The sequence below is a fragment of the Ekhidna sp. genome, assembly GCF_964218185.1.
In the GTDB taxonomy this organism is placed as follows: Bacteria; Bacteroidota; Bacteroidia; order Cytophagales; family Cyclobacteriaceae; genus Ekhidna.
On sequence record NZ_CAXPLV010000005.1, the window covers coordinates 613028 to 636434 of the forward strand.

The following is a 23407-nucleotide window of genomic DNA, read 5'->3' on the forward strand; positions in this document are numbered from 1 at the left end:
TACACTCAATGGAGAAAGATCGAAAGTATAAGGCTCTAAAAAAACAGATTTTCACCTCTGGTGACTACAGTGTTGTTCCTATTCGTTTTGAAGATCGATATGATATCATGAAATGGAGAAACGAGCAGATATATCATCTTCGGCAGCACAAGTTATTAACCAAGGAAGAGCAAGACAATTACTTCAGTGAGATAGTTTCTAGTTTGTTTGATCAGGAAAAGCCAGATCAAATATTGTTTTCATACCTGAATAACGACGTTTGCATTGGGTATGGTGGGTTGGTCCATATTAATTGGCGTGATCTTCATGCAGAAGTTTCATTTTTAATGCAAACGGATTTAGAAGCTAGATACTTTGGCTTTCATTGGGACACGTTCTTGGAATTAATCCAGATAGTGGCATTTGGGAAGTTGGGTCTAAATAAGATTTTCACATATGCATTTGATGTTAGACCAAGCTTGTATTCTATATTAGAAAACGCTGGTTTTTTAAAAGAAGCAATACTAAATGAACACTGCTTGTTTGATAATAAATATATTGCGGTGGTCATTCATTCAGCATTTGCTGATAATTTGAGATTAGTCAAAGCTAATTCGGATCACATTGAAATCACCTATCGCTGGGCTAGCGACTATGAAATTAGACGTTATTCTTTCAATCAAGATCAAATATCGTATGAAGACCACTCCCGATGGTTCCTGTCGAAGATAAATAGTAAAACTTGTCATTATTTTATCGCTATGTTCAAAGGTGAAGAAATTGGATCAGTTCGAATAGATGTTGAAGGTGAATTTGGAACAATAAGTTATCTGCTGGATAGAAAAGTCCAAGGAAGAGGTTTGGGAGCTATTTTGTTATCTTCAATAGAAGGAAGGGTTAGAAATTTTGATACCAGGATAAAAATATTGAAAGGGTATGTTTTGCCTGAGAATATACCATCTGTGAAGATTTTTGAAAGGCTTGGATATACTTCAAAGCGAGTTAAAGCGGGGAAGTTAGAGTGCAAAAAGGAAATTTCATGAAAATAGGAACGTTTGAAATATCTGATAAAAGTGCAGTATTCATAATTGCAGAATTGTCTGCCAACCACAACGGGAGCTTAGAGACTGCTTTGGAAACAATAAAAGCAGCTAAGAGAGCGGGAGCTGATGCCATAAAACTCCAGACATATACGGCAGATACTATGACAATTGACTCTGATCTTGACGATTTCATCATTAAAGGAACGGTATGGGAAGGTCAAAATCTATACAAATTGTATCAGGAGGCATATACACCCTGGGAATGGCATGAAGCGCTTTTCAAGGAGGCGGCTGATCAGGGACTCATTTGCTTTTCATCTCCTTTTGATATTTCAGCGGTAGATTTTCTAGAAAAACTTAACGTACCTGCATACAAAATAGCATCCTTTGAGATCACGGATATACCACTAATTGAATATGTGGCTTCCAAAAAAAAGCCGATAATTCTATCCACAGGCATAGCTACGATTGAAGATATTAACTTAGCTCTTGAAACCTGTCGAAATGCTGGCAATAACGATTTAGTACTTTTAAAATGCACATCAAGTTATCCTGCACCTATTGAAGAAGCAAATATGCGGATGGTTTCAGATTTTGCTCAAAAATTCGGAGTTCTTACTGGATTGTCCGATCACACCATAGGAAGCACTGCTCCTGTTGTGGCAACATGCTTTGGGGCAAAAGTCATTGAAAAACATTTTATACTGGATCGATCCATTGGTGGTCCGGATGCTACTTTTTCAATGAACGAAGAGGAGTTTACTCTAATGGTTAAGTCTGTTAGAGAGGCAGAAAAAGCTATTGGTGCTGTGAATTATGATTTAACTGAAAAGCAAATAGCTGGGAAGCGATTCAGCCGTTCACTTTATGTTGTTGAAAACATCAAAAAAGGGGAGGCTTTAAGTGAGAAAAATGTGAAAAGCATAAGGCCTGGATATGGTTTGCATCCAAAACATTACAATGAAATTATTGGAAAAACTGTCAACCATGATTTAGAAAAAGGAACTAGACTAAGCTTTGATTACATTGATTAGAAATATCACTATATTGTTTTTTTTTGTAATGCTTGGAAGCTGCAATAAGGATCATGCAGTCAAAGAACCTCTAAACATTTCCTCAGCTAGTTTGATAGAGCTTTTTGAATTACCAAATCAAAAAGAGGCTCATAATGCATTTACGGACTTAGTTCACTTTCAAGATCAATTTTACATTTGTTTTCGGTCCTCCGACAAACATGTAAATGGAGAAGATGGTGTAATTAAAGTATATGCTGCTTCTAAAAGCCTTTTTTTTAATGAGATACTTAAGTTCACCGTTAATGGAGTTGATTTAAGAGACCCAAAGTTTACCATAGTTGATGATAAACTTCATTTATATATTCACGGAACTGTTTTCGAAAATGGCACAGCGATAGGATTTAAAGATTATTTGTCAACATTCGATGAAGGAACTTGGAGCGATCTCAGCGAAGTTTATCTTAGAGATGTAGATCAAACCTACAATGAAGCATGGCCTTGGAAGGTGACATATCATAATGGAAGCTTTTTTACTGTAGGATACAATCAAGGAGTTTTTAGCATTTACTCTAGCATTGATGGTGTGAATTTTTCTGAACAATTAGACTTATTACCATTTATAGACTATAGACCTGCCAGTGAAGCGATAATTAAGATCGTTGATAATACATATTATTTGGTCTCTAGAGTTTACCAAGAAAATGCAATCATATTATCATCGAATGATCCGTTGGATTCATGGCAATATCTAGACGATATCCCATTAAAAACTTTCGGTGGACCGGAAGTAGAAATATTTAACAATAATAACTTTCTGTTGTCTGGCAGAAAAAATTTAGATGATGGGACACAAAAGCTTATTATTTCATCATATAATTTATCTGAAAGTAAGTTTGATGAGTTATTGGTTTTGCCAGGTGAAAAAGACCTAGGTTATCCCGGAATGGTTTTGATTGATTCCAATAAACTATATGTTTCGTATTATTCAAGCGATTCCGGAATTACAACGGTAAAATTTGCTGCAATTTCTATAGAAACAGACTAACAATATTTTTTAAACTTTGCTTGAAATAAATGGCAGTAAACATGTCTAATATAAAAAATTTTGAAATACTTGATTGTACTATTCGTGATGGAGGTTACTATACCAACTGGGATTTTTCCGATGATACTGTAGATGTGTACATCGAGGCATTTAATGACCTGCCAGTAGAATTTATTGAAATAGGATATCGAAGTAATCCTATGAATACTTATTTAGGAAGGTTTTTTTATTGTCCAATTCATGAGCTGAAAAGGATTCGGGAAAAGTGCAGGAAGAAACTTGCAATTATTCTGAATGAGAAAGATGTAAGAGAGGGTGACGTAGAAAATTTACTGGCTCCATGCATTGGACTAATTGATATGGTTAGGATAGCTGTTGATCCACAAAATATTGAAAGAGCGGTTGGGTTAGCCAAAGCAGTGAAAAAACATGGTTTTATTGTTGCTTTTAATGTAATGTACATGTCAGAGTGGAGTGAAAATGAAGAATTCATAGAAAACCTTAAGTTGATTGGAGATGACTTGGACTATTTCTACATGGTTGATTCTTTTGGAGGGGTTACCCCGGATGATGTCGAATTTATTTTTAATAAAATAAGACCAATTCTAAAGTCAAAAATTGGTTTCCATGGTCACAATAATCTTGAGTTGGCTTTAATAAATTCGTTAAAAGCTATAGAACTGGGGGCTGATATAATTGACGCCACGGTGCTCGGTATGGGTAGAGGTGCAGGTAATTTGAAAACAGAGCTTCTTCTTACTTTTCTTCAATCAAAGGATATTGTCAAGTTCGATTTCAACAAGCTGAGTTTGGTCATAGATGAGTTTGCCATTTTGCATAAACAATATGATTGGGGCACCAACTTACCCTACATGGTATCAGGAGCAAATAGTCTACCTCAAAAAATGGTCATGGAGTGGGTAACCAAGAGATTTTATTCATTCAACAGTATTCTAAGAGCATTGAGTAATCAATCGGTAGGTCAAAGAGACAATATTCAACTACCGCCCTTTGACTTTGGCAGATATAGGAATCACAAAAAAGCACTTATAGTAGGAGGCGGTTCCTCAATACGAGAGCATAGTACTGCACTCATTCAATTTTTGAATGAAAATGAAGATATCTTGGTTATTCACGCCAGCGCAAAGAATGGACTTCATTTTAAAAGCTTAAATAATCAACAGATATTTTGCCTTATTGGTAATGAAGGTTATCGGTTAGAGTCCGTTTTTGACAAACAAGAATTTTCTAGTAATATGACTTGTATATTACCACCATATCCAAGAAAAATGGGTACATATATCCCTGATATTTTTAAGGATAACTCCTTCGAGATAGAGAAAATTGATTTTGTTAAGGATTACGAAAATTCACATACAAGTCTGGCAATTCAAACGGCTATCGAATTAAAAATTGAGAGCCTATATCTTGCTGGATATGATGGTTATCTGAATTCTATGATGGATAAAAAAGAACAAGAGCTATTTATGGAGAACTCTAACCTGTTTGAGTTGGCTAAAAATAATATTTCTGAGATCAAAAGTTTATCTCCCACAAAATATGAAAATGTCGAAACCATTTCTATTTACTCAATGATATGAGTGATGATAATTATCTGATTGTTATACCAGCAAGACTGCAATCATCCCGACTTCCAGAGAAACCTCTGGTAGATATTCTTGGTAAATCTATGATCCAAAGGACTTACGAACAATGTCTCAAGGCTGTGGCTGAAGAGAAGGTCTTTGTCGCTACTGATCATGAAAAGATTAAAACTCATTGCACTAATAAAGGAATGAATGTTGTAATGACATCCGATAAATGCTTGACCGGAACCGACAGAATTTCTGAATTTGCAAAGATGAAGGATGCGGATTACTATATTAATGTACAAGGAGATGAACCATTAATAAATCCTGAAGACATTAAAAAAGCAATTGAAGCAATTCAAGAATACCCAAAAACCATAATTAATGGCTATGCACAAATATTGACACAAGAAGAATTTGAAAGCAGAAGCATTCCAAAGCTCGTAATGGACAGAGAATATAACCTGCTGTACATGTCAAGATCCCCTATACCCGGAAATAAAAGCGCCAGTTTGGTCAAAGCTTACCGTCAAATTTGTATTTATGTGTTTCCAAAGGATAGTTTGAACTATTTCGGAATCAACAAAGTGAAAACTCAGTTTGAGGAAATTGAAGATATTGAGATATTAAGGTTTGTCGAAAATGGCTTGAAAGTTAAGCTTATCGAAATGTCTGGCGAATCTATCGCTGTTGATCTTCCAGGGGATGTCGATAAGGTAATAGAGAAAATCTCCAATGCTGGATAGTTGTCAAAATATAATTTGGGACTTTGACGGGGTAATTATTGATAGTAATTCTGTTAGAGAATTTGGGTTTGTAAAAACATTGGAAACATATCCCTTAGATCAGGTAGATCAACTGCTTGAATTCCATAATAAAAATGGAGGGTTGTCCAGGTATGTGAAGTTTAGGTATTTTTTTGAGAAAATACGGAAAGAACGTATAAGTACTGATCGCGTAAATGAACTTGCCGCAACCTTTTCAACTGTCATGATGGAGCGACTTCTTGATCCGAATCTACTGATAAGTGATTCAGTAGAATTTATTAGGAAAAACTTTCGAAATAAACGAATGCATATTGCTTCTGGCTCTGATCATGAAGAATTGAATAAAATTTGCGATAGATTAAGCTTGAAAAAATATTTTTTGTCCATCGACGGATCTCCAACCCCAAAGAATGAAATTGTGAGAAATATTTTGGAAAGCTATGAATACAATCAAAAAGAAACGTGTTTGATTGGAGATTCCACGAACGATTATGATGCGGCTCGAACAAACGGGATACAGTTTTATGGATATAATAATCTAGAACTGAATAAACTGCCAGCTGAATATATTACATCATTTAAATAAAAGTGAGGTTTTTTTTTGGTTTTCTTCTTTTAATTTTCGCATTAAATTCATGCTCTCCCTTCCAAGATATTGAGTATGAAATATTTTCGGTTATTGCTAACCCTACTAATGATGAATACATTAATCGAAACTGGCAAGGGGTTCCTTCGATAGACTATTTTGACAAAAGTATTTGGGTTGCTTGGTATTCTGGAGGCGTGGGTGAAGGAGCAGGTAATTTTGTAGTTGTATGGAAAAGTGATGATAAAGGTAAAACATGGGATAAGAATATTTTGGCTGTTGCCCCCTCTCTAAATTATAGGTGCTTCGATCCTATATTGTGGAGTTTCGATGATAATCTTTTTCTCTTCGTTAATGTATCTAATGAATGGTGGGATGGTAAGGGAGGTGTATATTTTATTAAGCTTTCAAGTACTGGTAAACTTCTGGAAGAATTTGAGCCAAGGTTTCTGGTAGATGGTATTATTGCAAACAAGCCTGAATTGAAAGGTGATCAAGTACACTTTCCAATAAGTAAATGGCCGTATGGAGATAACCGTGGTGGAATTTTTGATTTCATAACCAACAAAGATTTCGAAGAATTAAACACCTCTAATATAGAGCCTATAAGTGAGATTCGATCTTATGACGAGCCATTGATAGCTGATTGTGGTGATTCCTTAATTTGTCTAGTCAGAACAAAAGAAGGACAGTTTTATTCGAGTTCTTATGATGAAGGATTATCATGGTCTAGGCTTACTGAATTTTTACCAAGTAATACTTCGGTTAATACAATTGATTCTCGTATCTTCTTTCGGAAGATCGAGGGGAGATATTATTTTGTTTTTAACAATAGTGTAGAGGCTAAAAGAAAGAATATGGTTTTTGCTGAAATGGATGAATCAATTTCCAACATGAATTTCAAGCTACTTCTTGATCATAGAGAAAAAGTATCTTATCCTGATTTGTCTTATCATGATTCCACCTTTTACTGTGTTTATGATAGAAATAGGTACGAAGAGCGAGAGATTTACTTAGCGACAATTAGAATTGCAGGTAATGGCTACTTTTTGGTAGATAAAAAAATTATTGATTCCAGATAGTGCTTATTAGATTATTCAAAAGAGCTTATAATTCATCTACTGCCACAACATGGCTTAGTATTTTGATAAAAGGTGGAAATACTCTTATTGTCCTTCCAATTGTCTTAAGTACGTTTTCAGTTGAACGAGTTAATGCATATCTATTCTTGATATTGATCTTCTCAATGAAGGACATTTTTGACTTAGGGCTTCTAAACAATATTGCAAGATTTTATACATACGCTCTTGCAGGGGCTCATAATATTAGAGAGCTTAAGAAAAATATGCAAACTGGGTGGGTCAATAGAACGCTTCTGCTGGCTGTTCATCGAGTTTCTAATGCCTTATATACCGCCATATTACTTTTGATATTCATTGTTTTAAGTACCCTTGGGACATGGTTGGTTAGTGATTTTCTCGATCTTTCGGATGGGTTACAACTTACGGTTTGGATTGTTCAAATAATTGCCATGTCAATGTGGATTTATGGGAATAGGTATTTGTCAATTCTTATAGGTTACAATAAGATTGCACTGCTAAGAAGGTGGGACAGCTTGCTTGGGTCTTTTCAAGTGCTTTTTTCTACACTTATCATCATTTTATTTACGAACATTTGGTTCTTACTAATCAATATATTTTTATGGCATTCGATAACAGTCATTAGAAATTATTTTTTGGCGCGAAAATCTCATAACATTGAATCCTATGATCAGCCGAGGGAGTCTGTCAAAAAGTATGTTTACCATGTCATTATCCCGCGAGCGTCAAAAAGTTTTTTAAGCGGCTTATTAAGTCTTGGATTGGCTCAACTTCTCACAGTATTTTATGCAAGTGTTTCAACAGTGCAAAGTTCTTCTTCATACTTATTGGCGATGAGATTAATGGAGCAGATTAAACAAATTTCTCGCGCACCGTTTTATTCTAAAATACCTCAGTTTGCTAGGCAAACAATAGGATCTAATGATGAACTTCTTAAAAATTTAAGAAGAAGTAAAATATTGAGTTATTCAGTTTTAGTGTTGGCTATAATAGCTGTTTTGCTCCTTTCTTCCGTACTTTTGGATTTGATTTCATCAGATACAGAGTTTGTTTCTTCAATACTCTGGCTAATCATCGGTCTCTCTGTCGTAATTGAAAGGTTTACAGCCATGCATAATGAACTATTTACTTTATCACGAAACCAGGTAGTATCACATTATGCACTTAGCATTGCTGCGATCGTAAACCTCGCAATAGTTTATTTTTTGTTTGATGAATTAGACGTATATGTCTTCCCAATTAGCCTAATGTGCAGTTACCTTGTTTTTTACTCATGGTTCGTTGCCTCAAAGAACTACAAGACATTTAAGGTGAGTTTTTGGAAATACGAGAAATATCATTTTCTCCCCGCCCTGTCAATTATATTGCTTTTGCTAATTTTTTATTTAGTGTCTTGTGAAGTATTTGTTTCATGTACATAATAATGCAAGTTATTTATGTTCGATTGGTGTGATTAATCACCTTAATCTGAACCATTCGGATGTGGTGTTTCTTGTTGCAAGAGGTATTCCTATCCAGCAAGAATATAGGGTAGTTGAATTACCTAATGAGGTCTATTATCATCCATTTAATGTTCTAAGAGAATTTCATAGATTAAAATGGATGAAAAATAGAAATATCATTGTGAAGATTGACAACCTAATTCAAGAAGCAACTGAAGGTGATGAATTCACTTATTTCGCACCACATTCACGAAATGCTCTATATAGAGCATTTATTAGCCACCCAAAATGTATTGGACTTCAATACATTGAAGATGGTATGGATGCATATTTGGATGAAGAAGGATACAATAGTAAGTTTCCTTTCGAGATTCCAATTTTTCATCGATTTCTAAATCGGTTTTTCTTCAATCTATTCCCAATTTTTTGCTACAAGAGATTGAGAGCATACAAAGATCCTTTGAGAAGTCCTTTCAAACAAGCGTCAAATATTTATGGACTTTCTGAATGGGCCTTCCCATATAGGGAAAATAGAGTTATTCTAGAAAGCAAACATTTAGTGGCCGATTTTAAGTACGACCCAATAAAGGCAGGCACAAATGTTTTTTTGTTGGATGCAATTGTTGAACAGAACGTCGTTTTAGAGGATCATTTTATAAAATTTATACACTGGTTTGCTTTAAATATTTCTGGACAGGAGTTGCTTGTTAAATTTCATCCAGCTCAAGATCAAAAAATTAAGCGAACTTTCTTAGATAAGCTTAATCAACACAATGTCAAAGTATCGGAATTCACTTCTTCTGTTCCTTTCGAGTTGATTTTATTTACATCTAGTCGTTTAAATATCTTTGGCATTGGATCTTCATTGCTGGTCTATGCCTCACTATTTAATAGTCATGAAGTCTATGCACTTTATGATTACTTTTCAGAGGAATGCAGTCATGAATCAGTTCGATTACCAATTTGGAAGAACGCATTTGAGAAATTAAAAAATGTTAAGAAATACAGTGATTTCGAAACTAGGAACCCTTGATTACAGAGTTTTTTTGATGTTGATACTGTTTGTATTGATTTTGATAAGCTCTGTTTCGTTTGCAATGTTCCATTTATTAAAGATAGGGGCAAGAGGAGAGGAGATAAAGTTGTTCAGATTCGGATTGCAAGTTTTCATTCTTCTCTCGCTGCTTGTTTTTTTTCTAGTTAATCAAAAGATACGGCTTCCTAAACCCATTTTGATATTTTGTGTTCTCATGGGATTGACAATTGCAGTTTCAGTTATTGGGAATCCTATTCGTGATTATGTGCCATCATTGATAAGATACCTAATCTATATAGGAGTTTTCAATTTGTTTTATACAATTCATCTAAACCGAGATTGGAACCATACTGGAAGAATAGTTCGAGCATTTATTTATACAGGAATTTTCATTTCTTTATTTTTTGGATTTTTAGAAATTGCCACAGGACAGGTAGAATATCTCAATGAAGATTATCGAGTTGCCGGGCCTTTTAAATTCCATCAGTTAGCATATGCAATGTTCCTGTTTTGTATTATGATCTCAACTGATTTTATCATCATACGTAAATCGCGATCAGTTCTCAGAAAAATTTTCTTTGGAATTCTCTGGATGCTGATGTTTTACCTCTTTGTGAGAACTGGTTCTAGAGCAATGTTTGTGATTTTATTTATTACATACTTTGTTGTTTTCTTTTTTGCTTTTAAATCTCTAAAGAAGAGATTTCTCCTTATAACAGCCTTTTGTATTATAGCTTTGGCAGGTGCTTTTGCAATATTACAGCTAAATATATCGCCACGACTGAAGACATTATTTGTAAGTAAAGATGTAGGTACTGATTCTTCAACGGCTTCACGAATTGCTATACATATGAATGCATTCGAAGCTTTTAAGAAAGAGAGTAAAGTGTATGGAATTGGGATGGGAGCCTTTACCAGATTTTACAAAAACGCTACTGGTGCTGACGATATAGCAGCCCATAACAACTACTTATTGTTTCTGATAGAAGGTGGTGTCATTGGATTGATTCTGTTTCTCGGCCATCAAATTTATATGTTTAAATGGCTTAAAAAATCAATACATTCTGAGTTTGATTCTCAAAACATTGTGAAAGTTGCTTTTGCATTATTTGTAGGAATCGATGTGCTAGGATTTCTCCAGAACAACTACTATTTCACAGAGTCAGAAGCAATTATTTGGTGTTTTTATGGATTGGCATTTGCTGAAATTCGAAAGCATAAACGAGTTCAATCAACCAGCAATTCTTGACAAACCTGTTTCAATATCATGAATGTATTGTTATTAGCGGCTAACAGACAAAGCTTTTCTAACGTGGAAGCAATTGGTCTAAATCTAAAACAGGAATTACCTGACCTGAATCTTTATTTTCTAAACACGCAAGAATTATATAAGCAATATTATGCTTTAGACCATCAGATAACACCTCTACAAATAAGCCTTAAGAAAAAAACAACAAGCTCATTTTATCTAAGTGGGTGGTTAGGTAAGATTCGAATGGTTCTTGCAACCAGGTCTGCGATCAAAAAAACGCCAAATATATTCGATGTGGTTATCGCTGGAGATTTAGGCGTTTTAGAATATTTGGCTATAAGTTCGATTCAAAGAGACAGCCAAGTATACTTTATACAAGACGCGATTCTATTATGGAAAGAAAAGAGGGACTTGAAAAAAAAAATCAGGCATGTGCTCTATGGGTTTAAATCTAGGTTTTCTAAGTGTGATCTTTTGTTTTGTTCCGGAGAAGTCACCAGAAAAAACCTGATTTCAAGTGGAGCAGAGCCAACACGGACTTTTGCTGTTGGCATACCAAGATTTGATGAAGTCAAATATTCCTCAAAAAAGCCTAAAGGTTCATATACTCTATTGGTCATTGGAGAAGCTTATTCATGGCATGGGCTTTCAGAATTAGAGGAAAAACAGAATGCATTTTTTGAGTTTATTGATGAGTGGGGGAGAAACAATGATGTCAACATTCTTGTACGAAAACATCCAAGAGATTTTAACGAATATGATTACAAATCCATTCAGTTTATTGACGGAACAAAGGAGTCATTACAAGAGTCAATTGCAAAATGCAATGTTACACTTAGTTACGCTTTGCCCTCTACCGTAATGTTTGAGATCGTTAAAGATCGAATTCCAGTCTTATACATTAAGGACAAGGATGTAGACTATAGAAAGATGGAGTGTAATGAAATTTTCTTTGATCTATTTTACTGGATTGATGACTATAATAGCCTTAATTTTTCTCATATTCAGAAAGCTTTAGAATTCAGATATAAGGAAAAGAATATCGAGCAATTTATCAGCGTTCAGGATTCAAGCCACAATATTATCAACAAAATAATTAATGATATAGCCAGTCGAAATGAATGAAATCAAGTCATGTACTATTTTGGGTATAAAAATTCATTGTGTTACCTCCAAAGAATTGACGGCACAGGTCAGCAATTGTATTGAGACTTCTAGAAAAGAAATTTTTTCTAATGTCAACATTCATGGAATGAATATCGCTGCAAAAAATAAGGAGTTCAAAAAATTCCTAGCTGATGCCTATATTAATTTTTGCGATGGAGATGGGGTTAGACTTGGTGGAAAAATTTTGAATAAGCATATTCCTGAAAAGATTACTTATAATAGATGGATGTGGGAGTTGGCTGAGGAATCTAGTTTGAAAGGTTATTCTTGGTTCATGGTGGGCTCTTCAAACCATGTGATTGAAGTAGCAGCGACTAAATTGAAAAGAAAATATCCAAATCTTAAAATTGCAGGTTACCACCATGGCTACTTAGACGATTCAACAACAGAGGTATTGATTAGAGAAATTGAAAGATGTCAGCCTAACATTTTGATAGTTGGTATGGGGATGCCAATACAAGAGAAATGGCTAACTGATAACCTAGCAAAACTCAGTTTTAATGTAGCTTTAACAGGGGGTGCGGTTTTTGAGTACATATCAGGTGCTTCGAAAATGACGCCAAATATTTATTACAAGTTAAAATTAGAATGGTTCTATCGCTTTCTTAAAGAACCTAAAAGACTATTTAGGCGATACTTTATTGGAAATCCTCTTTTTGTTTTGCGAGTTCTTAAACAACGAATTTCGGCAAAAAGTTAATAGCTATTTTTACTCTTTTAATAAAGCAATGTCAAAGTACCGCTATTCCAAATACTTCCTCATCGTCTTTCTTCTAGGAGATTTAATATCTCTTAATACCGGGATATTGGTAGCATCCTTTTATCAGTTTAACTCATACAACTATCCCCCTCAATACGGTTCACTTCATATCTTCCTTAATATAATTTGGATTCTAATTTTCTTTAGTAGCCGTCTACAGGAAATAAACCGCCAATCACAGCTTTTGGATCATCTCAATAGGGTTCTTTCTGCTTTGGTAATCAACCTTTCAATAGTGTTTGCTTTGTGGTTTGCATTAGAGCCCGTTGATTATTCTAGAAAGTATCTGTTTATTACTTACTTAGTTTTTACCACTTCTATTATTTTTTGGAGGTCGATGTGGCACTATTTCATTCGGTACTCCCGAACAAAAGGATATAACCTTCGAAATGTTCTTATCATTGGAGGTGGGGACTTGGCCGACACTCTAGTAGAGCATTTTAATGAGAACCCCGAACTAGGCTATAAGTTAGTAGGTATTGTTGATAAGGATTCTAAAAAAGATGATATCAGCGAAATAGAAAAGATAGCTCTTGATAGAAATGCTGATATCATTTTTTGTCACCTTCCTAGCCTAAGCGAAGATGATGTTAAGGAAATAATTGATTTTGCAGAAAACAATCTTATTAAGATCAATCTAATATCTCAGTTCAGTAGACTGATGACACATAATCTCTCCATCGAGCAGTATGGTAATATTCCGATAATCAATGTCAATACCATCCCTCTGGATCATGAGATAAATAGAATTGTAAAGAGAGTCTTTGATATCATTTTCTCTTCACTTGTTCTGCTATTTATTTTGTCTTGGCTAATTCCTGTTATTGGTCTTTTAATTAAGCTTGAATCTAGTGGCCCAGTCTTCTTCAAGCAAAAGCGTCATGGGAAAGACAATGAAGATTTTCTTTGTTGGAAATTCCGTACCATGACTTTTCAGAAAGGCGCGAAGTTTAAGCAGGCAACTAAAGATGATAGCAGAATAACCAAAATTGGTGCTATTCTGAGAAAAACTTCTATCGATGAGTTACCTCAGTTTATCAATGTGTTTTTAGGTGACATGTCTGTCGTAGGCCCTAGACCACATCCAATTGCTTTGAATGAAGAGTTTCAGCCACAAATTGATAGGTTCTGGCAAAGACACGCAGTAAAACCAGGGATAACAGGGTTAGCTCAGGCACGGGGGTTTAGAGGTGAAACTGCAGAACTGAGCGACATGAGCGGCAGGGTCAAACTGGATCGGTTTTATGTGAAAAATTGGTCTTTGACTCTCGACTTTAAAATTATTCTTCTCACAGCCCTTGCGATAGCCAAGGGAGATCAAAAAGCGTACTAGTCATGAAAAATGTATTGGTTACAGGAGGGCTAGGTTTCATTGGTTCTCATACATGTGTTGAGTTACTTGCTAAGGAATACAATGTCATTGTTGTAGATAATCTTTCCAATTCACTGGTGGATGTGAAGGATGGAATTGAAACAATAAGTGGAAAGAATGTCGACTTTGAGCGATTGGATCTGACTGAAGTCTCTAGCGTGAGATCCTTATTTAAAAATTATCAAATAGATGCTATCATTCACTTTGCAGCTTCAAAAGCTGTAGGCGAATCTGTTCAAAAACCGTTGCATTATTACAACAACAATGTAACCTCACTCATTAACCTTCTAAACTTGTGTCAAGAACACGATGTGAATGAATTTGTGTTTTCATCTTCATGTACTGTGTATGGTCAGCCGGATGTTTTACCTGTGACAGAGGCCTCTCCCAAAAAGGAGGCAGAATCCCCTTACGGAAATACGAAGCAAATTGGTGAAGAAATTATTGAAGACTTTTGCAAGTCTAATACAAAATTTAAGGCGATCTCTTTAAGATATTTTAATCCAATTGGAGCTCATGAAAGCGCCATCATAGGGGAATTGCCTCTGGGTGTACCAAACAATTTAGTTCCATTTATCACGCAAACAGCAGCGGGGATAAGAGAAAAATTAAATGTTTTTGGAGGTGATTATGATACTCCTGACGGTACCTGCATCCGAGATTACATCCATGTGGTAGACCTAGCTAAAGCTCACATCTCAGCTTTGGAGTTTACTCCGAATATGGAGAAAAACTACGAATTCTTTAATGTAGGAACAGGAAAGGGACACACCGTACTTGAGGTAATAAACTCATTCGAATCTGTATCTGGCCAAAAATTGAATTATGAAATAGTAGATAGGCGGCCGGGAGATGTAGAAAAGGTGTTTGCCGATACGTCTAAAGTAAATAGAGTGTTAGGCTGGAAACCTACCTACAATTTGGATAACATGATGGAATCAGCGTGGAAGTGGCAGAAAGCTTTGAAAACTAAATAATGATGCGTTTCAACTAATAAATCTGCTCTTTTGCCGAAATAGTCTAATATTCCCTTATAAAATTTACATTTTTAAGTCTGGAAACTACTTATTCGCCGTAAGTAACCAAAAATTATGAGTTTACCGCTCGCCATAGCAACCTCCTTCTTAGTCACATTGACTTTGATGCCTGTGATAATCCGATTGTTCAGGTCGCTCGGTCTATTGGATAAGCCAGACAAAAGGAAGATTCATAGCATTAGCACCCCCTCTCTAGGAGGTATTGCAATATTTATTGGGATACTTATTGCCTTGGTTCTTTCGGTTTCCTTCGCAGATTTAGCTACTGAGAAGTACTTCTTGGGAGGGATCATTTTAATTTTCTTCTTAGGTGTTAGGGATGACCTTTCCAGCCTTTTGGCACAGCATAAGTTAGTGGTTCAAATTTTTTCAGCATTCTTAGTTGTATACTTGGGAGGAGTGAAAATCGAAGGATTAAATGGACTCTTTGGAATTCACACATTCCCATGGGTCTTTGATGAAATTTTTACCGTTTTTGTTATTGTTGTGATGACCAACGCATTCAATTTGATTGACGGAATTGATGGTCTGGCTGGAAGCATCGCACTAATCATTTCTTCGTTTCTCGGCTGGGCTTCTTTTAAAAGTGGCAACATGATCGATGCGACGTTTGCATTTGCAATAACTGGAGCTACTTTTTCTTTTTTGCTTTATAACTGGTACCCGTCAAAGGTATTTATGGGAGATACAGGCTCAATGGTGTTTGGATTTATGCTCACAACTTTAATGGTGAAATTCCTGACAACCCCAATTCCACCTTCAGTCATTCTATCTCCTGTGGCAACAAGTCTTGCGCTTTTTGTTATTCTAGTTTATGATACTTTAAGAGTTATTTTGATAAGGCTTTTTACTGGACGTCCACCACTATCTCCTGACAGGAACCACATTCATCATGTACTATTAAAGCTTGGTTTGAATCATGCTCAATCTACCATTAGTTTGGTATCATACAATATTATAGTAATCGCCTTCGCTGTTGTTTTTCAGAATATTGGAGAGCTATGGTTAATGTTGATTATGACAGTCGTAACAGTAATTGTTGGTGCGATATTGGATCGCAAGCTGATGCGAAGAGAAGCGGCACGCTTGGCAAAATTGATTCCGCCCGAAATCAAAATGAGGAAATCACATACCTCAGTATAATTGCTATTTTTGCAATTCATTTTTGAATTGTGAAACGAAATGCTCGATAAAGTAAAATCTCTTATTTCTGAAGTAGAAAATGCGGTCGCCAAAACAGAGGAGGAAGTAGAAAATTTTAGACTGAGATTCATTGGTAGGAATAACATTATCAATGATCTTTTCGAGGATTTTAAGCAAGTACCTGGCGACCAAAAACGCGAATTAGGGCCTGAGCTAAACAAGCTTAAAAACTTAGCTCAATCTAAGCTCAAAGAACTTTCCAGTTCTATTGGAACAGGTAGAAAATCATCTGGAGATGTGGACGTTACCTTGCCAGGTGCATATGGTACAGAGGGATCTATCCACCCGATTTCGCAGGTTAGGAGCAGAATCATAGAAATCTTCGAGCGTCAAGGTTTTAATGTTGAAGATGGTCCGGAGGTCGACAATGACTGGAACAACTTTACTGCACTAAACTTCCCTGAAAATCACCCTGCAAGAGAAATGCAGGATACTTATTTCATAGAGAAAAATCCGGACATCCTATTGAGAACGCATACATCCAATGTGCAGGTGAGGCTAATGAATAAGAAAAAGCCACCTATCCGTTCAATCATGCCTGGACGGGTCTATCGAAATGAGGCTATTTCTGCAAGAGCCCATTGTTTTTTCCACCAGGTTGAGGGATTGGTTGTGGGAGAAAATATCAGTTTCAAAGATTTGAAAAACACCCTATATCACTTTTCAAAAGAGATGTTTGGTAAGGATACCAAAATTAGATTGAGGCCATCTTACTTCCCGTTCACAGAGCCAAGTGCGGAAATTGATATTAGCTGCTTTATATGCGGAGGAGAAGGCTGTAAGATTTGCAAGCAAACAGGATGGGTGGAAATTGCTGGATCAGGTATGGTTGATCCGAACGTTTTGGAGTATTGCGGAATAGACTCCACTATGTATAGTGGGTTTGCCTTTGGTATGGGTATTGAGCGGGTGACGATGCTCAAATATCAACTGGATGATTTAAGACTATTCTCAGAAAACGATATCCGCTTTTTGAAGCAATTCTAAGCCTAGAGTAGATCGGAGATAATTTTTTCTTCAGTAATTCCTTCGGCCTCAGCTTTAAAGTTGCGCACTATTCTATGTCGTAGCACAGGAGCTGCTACCAACTTAACATCTTCAATGTCCGGTGAGTATTTGCCATTGATCAAAGAGTTACACTTTGCAGCAAGAATCAGAAACTGACCAGCTCTTGGGCCTGCTCCCCACTCCAGATATTCCTGGGCAATTGGGTCTGCTTTCTCTCCACTGGGCCTTGTTTTGGCTACAAGGTTCACCGCATATTCAAATACATTATCGGCAACTGGCACCTTTCTGACCAACTCCTGATAATTCAGAATTTTTTCTTTAGAAATGACCTCCGCTACCTCACCGGTTTGAACTGTAGTGGTGTTTTTTATCACTTCAATCTCATCCTCATACTTGGGATAGTCCAATTTGATCATAAACATGAAGCGATCTAGCTGAGCTTCCGGAAGTGGATAGGTACCTTCCTGCTCAATTGGGTTTTGGGTAGCCAGAACGAAGAATGGTTTATCTAACTCATAGTTTTTTCCAGCTATTGTTACCGCACCCTCTTGCATCGCCTCCAATAGAGCAGACTGAGTTTTAGGAGGGGTTCTGTTGATTTCATCGGCGAGGATCACATTGGAGAAAACCGGACCCTGAATGAATCGCAAGTTTCGCTCTTTATCCAATGTTTCAGCTCCAAGAATGTCAGATGGCATTAAGTCCGGAGTAAACTGAATTCGGTTAAAATCAAGTCCAAGGCATTTTGAAACAGTCTGAACTAGGAGCGTTTTAGCCAGACCGGGAACTCCCACAAGGAGTGAATGACCATTACAGAAAAGCGAAGTGATGAGTAGCCTGACAACATCTGATTGGCCAATGATCTTTTTTGAAATTTCTGATTCAAGAGCTTGAAAATCCTGAGCCAATTCGTCTGCCAGTTTCACATCTTTCGTTTCTGCCATATTGATCTATCTAGTTCTACTTTCGATTTCCTCTTTAATCGTAAATTAATTGGTGAGGTTACAATAATCGTATTCAGGGTCTATCTCTATGAATACATTGCCTCTTGCCTTTTCAAACCATTCGGAAATACGCCGATTCTTCTTTTGATTCAGAGTAGCCGCTGCGATTTTTTGGTAATCCAGATCCAGATTGGCTTGATGTGGGGCTACCTTATCTTTGTAATAGATGATTCGAAACGCATAGCTTCCATCCTCCTTTTGGAATCGAATAGGTTTTGTAATATTCCCAATTTTCATAGTGTCTATGGTGAAGAAAATATTAGGATCGAGCTGATCTGCGGGAACTCTTAATGCCCCCGTTTCATCTTGAAAGAAGCCACCCGCTGATGAAGTCAGCTGATCATCTGAATATTCTTTTGCTGCAGCCTGGAAGGTGATGCTATCAGTCATTATTTTATTTCTGATACTATCAAGGTAATTCTCTGTTTTTTGATAATCATCTCTATTCGGTTGAGGAGTTATCAAAATGTGTCTCGTCTTAAATGTGTTTCCTCGTTTTTCCTGCAATTGGATCAAGTGAAACCCAAACTGTGTTTCCACAGGCATGGATATATCTCCTGGTTTCATTGAAAGAGCTGCCGCTTCATATTCAGGAGCAAGTTCACCCCGGCTAAAAAATCCCAACTCACCACCTCTGGAGGCAGATCCTGGATCTTGAGAGTATTGCTTCGCCAAAGCTGCAAAAGACTCCCCGCTCTCCAGCCTGCTTCTGATATCTAACATCAAGTTTTTTACTTTATCCTTTTGGATCTTGCCAGGCTTGGCCTCTTTTACGATCTGAGCAACCGATACTTCTGTAGAGAAGTAAGGCAAAGAATCTTGCGGTATGTTCTTGAAGAATTTTTTCACCTCAGCTGGAGTTACTTTCATGTCTGAGGTCAGCTCTGATTGCATCCTCTGGATGGTAAGCTGCTCTTTGATATTGTCAAATATTTCAGAACGAATCTGCGCAATACTTTTGCCGTATGCTTTTTCAATTTCTTCCTCACCTCCAAATTGCTGAGCCATCACGGACATTCTTCTGTCCAGATTTTGGTTGACTTCCGCGTCGAGGACGAAGATAGAATCTATCTCTGACTGTGCCATTAGCATTTTGTTTACGACAAGCTGCTGCAAAATCTGGCACTTCGCATTACTGCCTCTCATTTGGCCTCTCGAGAGAAAGTCTAGATAGGATCGTTCCAACTCGGATTTTAGAATGATGTAATCATCTACCTTAGCTATGATTTTATCGATCACTACTTCATTGTTCTGGGCAAGGGAAGTAAGTGAGTATATAAGTGCCGCACTAATTGCTATAAATCTCAAACGCATTTGTCTGTTCTGCTTCTTCATAAATTTTCTTTTCCAGCTCCTTCTTTAGGGCAATTTTCCGTTTGTTGATAATGATGTCTGAGACATTTTCTCTGATAAACTCCAGCGGAGCTATTTCTCCCACCACTCTGTGTTCAAATATTCTTAAAAAATAAATGTAGTCTTCATCTCGTACTTCTACTGAGCTGTTCCTTTTTAAAAAGGCCGATTTATCATTGACATCCTTAAGAGGTGTTTCCATCAGTACTTCATCAAACTTTACCCAAACCGAGTCTTCTACAAAAGCTTTCACCGCATGCTCATTGGCATATTCCCATAACTGAACTGTGTCCTTTGGATAATTATTTAATGCTCTTCGTAAGCGCCATACATTTGGTGCTTTAGATGGTACTTTGAAATAGATACACTTGGCCAGATTTTGTCTTAGTACGAAATTCTCAGCCTTTTCATTGTAGTAATCTTGAATCTCTTCATCACTCACCTCTTCATCAAGGTTTGCGTCAATGTATTTCTTCTCAAGTTCGTGCACCATAAGTGCATACTGGTAGTCTAGTACTTTCTTTTGGATTCTTGCCTCATTGAAATCGATTGCTTCCTCTGCACGACTGATCATCAGCTGTTTTTTCACCCAGTCTAAGGCGAACTTCTCAACGAATACCGCACTATCTGTAGGGGATAAGTTTGCAGGGATAAGCTCCTTGATGTTTGAGGCTGCCAATTCTTTTTCACCTACTCTGGCTATGACCTTTTCTTTGGTCTCTTCCTTAGGTTGGAAGTACTGACAGCCAGCTAAAAGCAATATGTTGAAAATGAGGATATTTCTCACTTAAGGATACATTTTTATGAGCCTGCAAATATTGTGATTCTTTTCAGTAGAGAACTCAATTTTGTCCATTATTCTTTTGACAAGCATCAATCCGAGACCTCCCTGTCTTCTGGAAGAAACGAGCTCTTCCATAGATGGAGATTCGTACTCGTTGATGTCAAATCCAACACCTCTGTCCCTAAATGTGAAAACAATCTGTTTAGGCTTAAAATCTATGTCAAATTCTATTTGACTTTTCGGGTTGCAGTCATTTGCATGAATGATGAGGTTGGCGCACACTTCATCTACAGCCAAAACCAGCTTGTGCGCCTGAAGGTCAGGCACCTGATGCTGCTCCAGCATGTCTGAGGTGAACTGGCGGATTTTCACCAGTTCATTTTTGTTACACCCTATGGTCAGTTTGTTACTCATTCAATGAGCTAATCGCTGCTTCCTTGTTTTCTACGATGGTTAATAATTTTTCAAGCCCCAGAATGTCAAATACTTGCTTCACAGAATCATTGATTCCATACAGTGCGAGATCAATGTTTTGAAGTTTAAATTCATCCAGGTGAGAGATAAATACGCCTAATCCAGCCGAGGAGATATAGATAAGTCCCGACAAATCAGCCACTATTTTCTTTTCTCCATTTTCCATTGCAGCCTTCAATGCATCGTCAAGGTAGATGCTTGATCCTGCATCTATCTCACCATTCACGGTGATGAAATGAATTCCGTCTTTATTCTCGGTTGTGATTTCAGCCATTTTTCTCTTTGCCTTTAAATTGGACAACTACCAATGTATAGTCATCATCTATTATCATCTCCCCAATAAATTCAGAGAGATCATTTTTAATTCCTTCTTTTACTTGGTCGGGTGCTTTTGAGGCATGGGTGGTAAAAGACTTCTTCAAGCGCTCACTTCCAAACTGCTCACCATCTTGGTTTTTCGCCTCAGTGATCCCATCGGTGTACAATAAAAGTGTATCCCCTGCATGGTAATTCACAGTATTGCTATGAACGTATTCATTGTAGCTTGAGTTTCTTACCATGCCCAGACCCATACCATCACACTCGAGATAGTTTACAGTGTTTTCATTTTTACAATAGAAAAGACTAGGGCAATGTCCAGCTCTGGAAAAATGAAGGATGCTTTTATCCGTATTGATATCGAAGTAGGTGGAGGTGATGAAGGATGAACGCTCCAGACATTTGCTCAACGCAAGATTCGCTTGTTTGTTAAACTCCTCAGGTGAAATGCCCTGGGTGGCAAGGCTGTGAAAGACTCCCTTCATCTGAGCCATCTGGAATGCAGCGCTGGTGCCTTTTCCTGATACATCTCCGATGATCAGCCCAAATCTATTTTTCTTGTACTCCAAAATGTCATAATAATCACCTCCTACTTCGTCGGCAGCCATTGAGAATGCAGCCATGGTTAGGTGATCATTGTTTATAAGTGATGTAGGTAGCAGACTTTTCTGAACGTTTTTGGCAATTTTCAACTGCTCTTTGTATCGCTCATTTTCGATTGACTCCTGAATCAGAGAAAGGTTTTCCAGTGAGATACTCGCCTGGTTTACGAATGTGGTGATGATATTGACCATCTCCCGATTGAAAGCCTCTGATACTTCATTTAGAAGAACGATATAACCAAGCTGCTTGCTTTGAACCATGATTGGCAAGGCAATGATAGACTTGAACTGAGGGTGCTTTAAATCGTCGGTTAGCTTTCCGGGGTTGACTTCATTTTTCAGCTCAAAATTTAAAATGGACTTAATGGTCTCACTTTTTATCGATGATTTGATATCATCCACTCCCTCATCTTTCAGATTTCTTATTACCTGCGATGTGCCATGATCGTCTTTCACCTCGAGCCAGGCAGCATCAGCGAATACCGCACTCATGGAGCTGTCTAGCAGTATCTCATACGTTTGATCTTTTGTTTCACCCCTAGGGATTGATTGACTCAATTTTTGAAAATCGAGAGCTTCTTTTAGCTTCTGCTCAAATACAGAGGAGGTGGGCAGGTTGAAAAGAGTAACAAGTATGGAGATGATGGCATAGAAGAAAAGGAAACCAAATAGTCCCCAGGTGAAAACCCGGTCAAATAGGTCTATGACCAAAACCTCTGTGCTGGAGAAATATGCCAGATTAAGTAAGAAATGATACAGGTAAATCGCTGATAGCAGAATGAAAAGAATGCCCTTCCACTTCTGCTTGAAATTCAGGTAGGCCACCCATTTGAGGTTAAAAACCAGTATCAGTGAGAAGCACCCAAGGATGACGAGAGCTACGCGGAAATTGGTATCTCCGAATGTGGAACCGAAAAAATCGAAAAGAAGACTGCCAACCAGTGCCACCTCAAAGAAGCCCCAAAGCTGCAGCAGGTTTTTTGATTTTTGATAGAGAATTAGCCGCTTCCAGACAACTAGCGTGGAAATCATAAAAATGACAACAAGCCCCAGCAGGATATTGTAGAAAAAATTGACAGTAAGGGGACTTTCTACAAGTGTGCTATTGGCGAAAATCGAAAAGAAAAACTTGATCGCCAGTGAGATGAGAGTAGTTATAAGTCCGGTGATAAACACCTTCCAAAGCAGATCGGTGAAATTGAGAGAGTCGGCCTTGGTTATTATATATCTGTAATATGCAAAAGTGGAGAGTACAAAGCCGGTGAAGCACAGCTGGGGAAAGAAGTTGGAAAAATCCACCTTCATTTCATAACTCTGCACTAAAAGCAAATAGATGCTAGAGCCAGTAAACAACAGCCAGCAGATAAGTGCTCCCAGAAAGCTCAGTCGTATTTTCACCTTGTCTGACACGGCAGCAAAAATACAGACCTTAGGCTAGATAATGGCTACAGGCTACCTTGGAGTGGTTAA

The 23407-nt window shown here is 37.2% G+C and carries 22 protein-coding genes; 16 read left to right on the forward strand and 6 right to left on the reverse strand.

Annotation, left to right across the window (positions count from 1 at the left end; genetic code table 11):
• Positions 1-8 precede the first annotated feature (8 nt).
• The 16 genes from ACEQZT_RS08220 (at position 9) to pheS (ending at position 17381) form a co-directional block, all read left to right on the forward strand.
• Positions 9-1022 (forward strand): GNAT family N-acetyltransferase, encoded by a 1014-nt coding sequence (locus tag ACEQZT_RS08220; RefSeq protein ID WP_370088951.1) that lies wholly within the window; start codon positions 9-11, stop codon positions 1020-1022.
• The gene (pseI, locus tag ACEQZT_RS08225) at positions 1019-2056 is read left to right on the forward strand and encodes a pseudaminic acid synthase (protein ID WP_370088952.1); all 1038 of its coding nucleotides are present in this window, start codon (positions 1019-1021) and stop codon (positions 2054-2056) included. Before ACEQZT_RS08220 ends, pseI begins: the two co-directional genes overlap by 4 nt.
• Positions 2049-3083: a hypothetical protein gene (locus tag ACEQZT_RS08230; RefSeq protein WP_370088953.1), complete on the forward strand. Its 1035-nt coding sequence runs from the start codon at positions 2049-2051 to the stop codon at positions 3081-3083. The genes pseI and ACEQZT_RS08230 overlap by 8 nt, the downstream gene beginning before the upstream one ends.
• Positions 3084-3112: 29 nt before the next feature.
• A complete protein-coding gene (locus ACEQZT_RS08235; protein WP_370088954.1) occupies positions 3113-4684 on the forward strand; it encodes an aldolase catalytic domain-containing protein in 1572 nt (523 codons plus the stop codon).
• The gene (locus tag ACEQZT_RS08240) at positions 4681-5418 is read left to right on the forward strand and encodes a 3-deoxy-manno-octulosonate cytidylyltransferase (RefSeq protein ID WP_370088955.1); all 738 of its coding nucleotides are present in this window, start codon (positions 4681-4683) and stop codon (positions 5416-5418) included. The genes ACEQZT_RS08235 and ACEQZT_RS08240 overlap by 4 nt, the downstream gene beginning before the upstream one ends.
• On the forward strand, positions 5408-6025 hold the full coding sequence (locus ACEQZT_RS08245; protein WP_370088956.1) for an HAD family hydrolase: 618 nt from the start codon (positions 5408-5410) through the stop codon (positions 6023-6025). Before ACEQZT_RS08240 ends, ACEQZT_RS08245 begins: the two co-directional genes overlap by 11 nt.
• A gap of 2 nt (positions 6026-6027) precedes the next feature.
• The gene (locus tag ACEQZT_RS08250) at positions 6028-7107 is read left to right on the forward strand and encodes a sialidase family protein (RefSeq protein WP_370088957.1); all 1080 of its coding nucleotides are present in this window, start codon (positions 6028-6030) and stop codon (positions 7105-7107) included.
• A 164-nt stretch (positions 7108-7271) separates the two neighbouring features.
• A complete protein-coding gene (locus ACEQZT_RS08255; RefSeq protein WP_370088958.1) occupies positions 7272-8546 on the forward strand; it encodes a hypothetical protein in 1275 nt (424 codons plus the stop codon).
• On the forward strand, positions 8521-9600 hold the full coding sequence (locus tag ACEQZT_RS08260) for a polysialyltransferase family glycosyltransferase (RefSeq protein ID WP_370088959.1): 1080 nt from the start codon (positions 8521-8523) through the stop codon (positions 9598-9600). The genes ACEQZT_RS08255 and ACEQZT_RS08260 overlap by 26 nt, the downstream gene beginning before the upstream one ends.
• A gap of 217 nt (positions 9601-9817) precedes the next feature.
• Complete coding sequence (locus ACEQZT_RS08265; protein ID WP_370088960.1) at positions 9818-10852, forward strand: O-antigen ligase family protein; 1035 nt, start codon at positions 9818-9820, stop codon at positions 10850-10852.
• A gap of 18 nt (positions 10853-10870) precedes the next feature.
• The gene (locus ACEQZT_RS08270) at positions 10871-11980 is read left to right on the forward strand and encodes a hypothetical protein (protein ID WP_370088961.1); all 1110 of its coding nucleotides are present in this window, start codon (positions 10871-10873) and stop codon (positions 11978-11980) included.
• Positions 11973-12722 (forward strand): WecB/TagA/CpsF family glycosyltransferase, encoded by a 750-nt coding sequence (locus ACEQZT_RS08275; RefSeq protein WP_370088962.1) that lies wholly within the window; start codon positions 11973-11975, stop codon positions 12720-12722. The genes ACEQZT_RS08270 and ACEQZT_RS08275 overlap by 8 nt, the downstream gene beginning before the upstream one ends.
• A gap of 28 nt (positions 12723-12750) precedes the next feature.
• The gene (locus ACEQZT_RS08280; protein ID WP_370088963.1) at positions 12751-14115 is read left to right on the forward strand and encodes an undecaprenyl-phosphate glucose phosphotransferase; all 1365 of its coding nucleotides are present in this window, start codon (positions 12751-12753) and stop codon (positions 14113-14115) included.
• Positions 14116-14117: 2 nt separating this feature from the next.
• Complete coding sequence (galE, locus tag ACEQZT_RS08285) at positions 14118-15131, forward strand: UDP-glucose 4-epimerase GalE (protein ID WP_370088964.1); 1014 nt, start codon at positions 14118-14120, stop codon at positions 15129-15131.
• Between the two features lie 114 nt (positions 15132-15245).
• Positions 15246-16334 carry a glycosyltransferase family 4 protein gene (locus ACEQZT_RS08290; RefSeq protein ID WP_370088965.1) on the forward strand — a complete coding sequence of 363 codons (1089 nt, stop codon included), beginning with the start codon at positions 15246-15248 and terminating at the stop codon, positions 16332-16334.
• Between the two features lie 39 nt (positions 16335-16373).
• A complete protein-coding gene (gene pheS, locus ACEQZT_RS08295; protein ID WP_370088966.1) occupies positions 16374-17381 on the forward strand; it encodes a phenylalanine--tRNA ligase subunit alpha in 1008 nt (335 codons plus the stop codon).
• Positions 17382-17383: 2 nt separating this feature from the next.
• Here pheS and ACEQZT_RS08300 read toward each other — a convergent pair whose 3' ends face one another.
• From ACEQZT_RS08300 to ACEQZT_RS08325, 6 genes are read right to left on the reverse strand one after another with little or no spacing between them, the layout of a single operon-like run.
• The gene (locus ACEQZT_RS08300; protein WP_370088967.1) at positions 17384-18346 is read right to left on the reverse strand and encodes an AAA family ATPase; all 963 of its coding nucleotides are present in this window, start codon (positions 18344-18346) and stop codon (positions 17384-17386) included.
• Between the two features lie 45 nt (positions 18347-18391).
• On the reverse strand, positions 18392-19741 hold the full coding sequence (locus ACEQZT_RS08305) for a peptidylprolyl isomerase (RefSeq protein ID WP_370088968.1): 1350 nt from the start codon (positions 19739-19741) through the stop codon (positions 18392-18394).
• On the reverse strand, positions 19695-20546 hold the full coding sequence (locus tag ACEQZT_RS08310; protein ID WP_370088969.1) for a peptidyl-prolyl cis-trans isomerase: 852 nt from the start codon (positions 20544-20546) through the stop codon (positions 19695-19697). The genes ACEQZT_RS08305 and ACEQZT_RS08310 overlap by 47 nt, the downstream gene beginning before the upstream one ends.
• On the reverse strand, positions 20547-20957 hold the full coding sequence (locus ACEQZT_RS08315) for an ATP-binding protein (protein WP_370088970.1): 411 nt from the start codon (positions 20955-20957) through the stop codon (positions 20547-20549).
• Positions 20950-21291, reverse strand: a complete 342-nt coding sequence (locus ACEQZT_RS08320) for an STAS domain-containing protein (protein WP_370088971.1) — start codon at positions 21289-21291, stop codon at positions 20950-20952. The genes ACEQZT_RS08315 and ACEQZT_RS08320 overlap by 8 nt, the downstream gene beginning before the upstream one ends.
• On the reverse strand, positions 21284-23335 hold the full coding sequence (locus ACEQZT_RS08325) for a GAF domain-containing SpoIIE family protein phosphatase (RefSeq protein WP_370088972.1): 2052 nt from the start codon (positions 23333-23335) through the stop codon (positions 21284-21286). Before ACEQZT_RS08325 ends, ACEQZT_RS08320 begins: the two co-directional genes overlap by 8 nt.
• Positions 23336-23407: the final 72 nt, after the last annotated feature.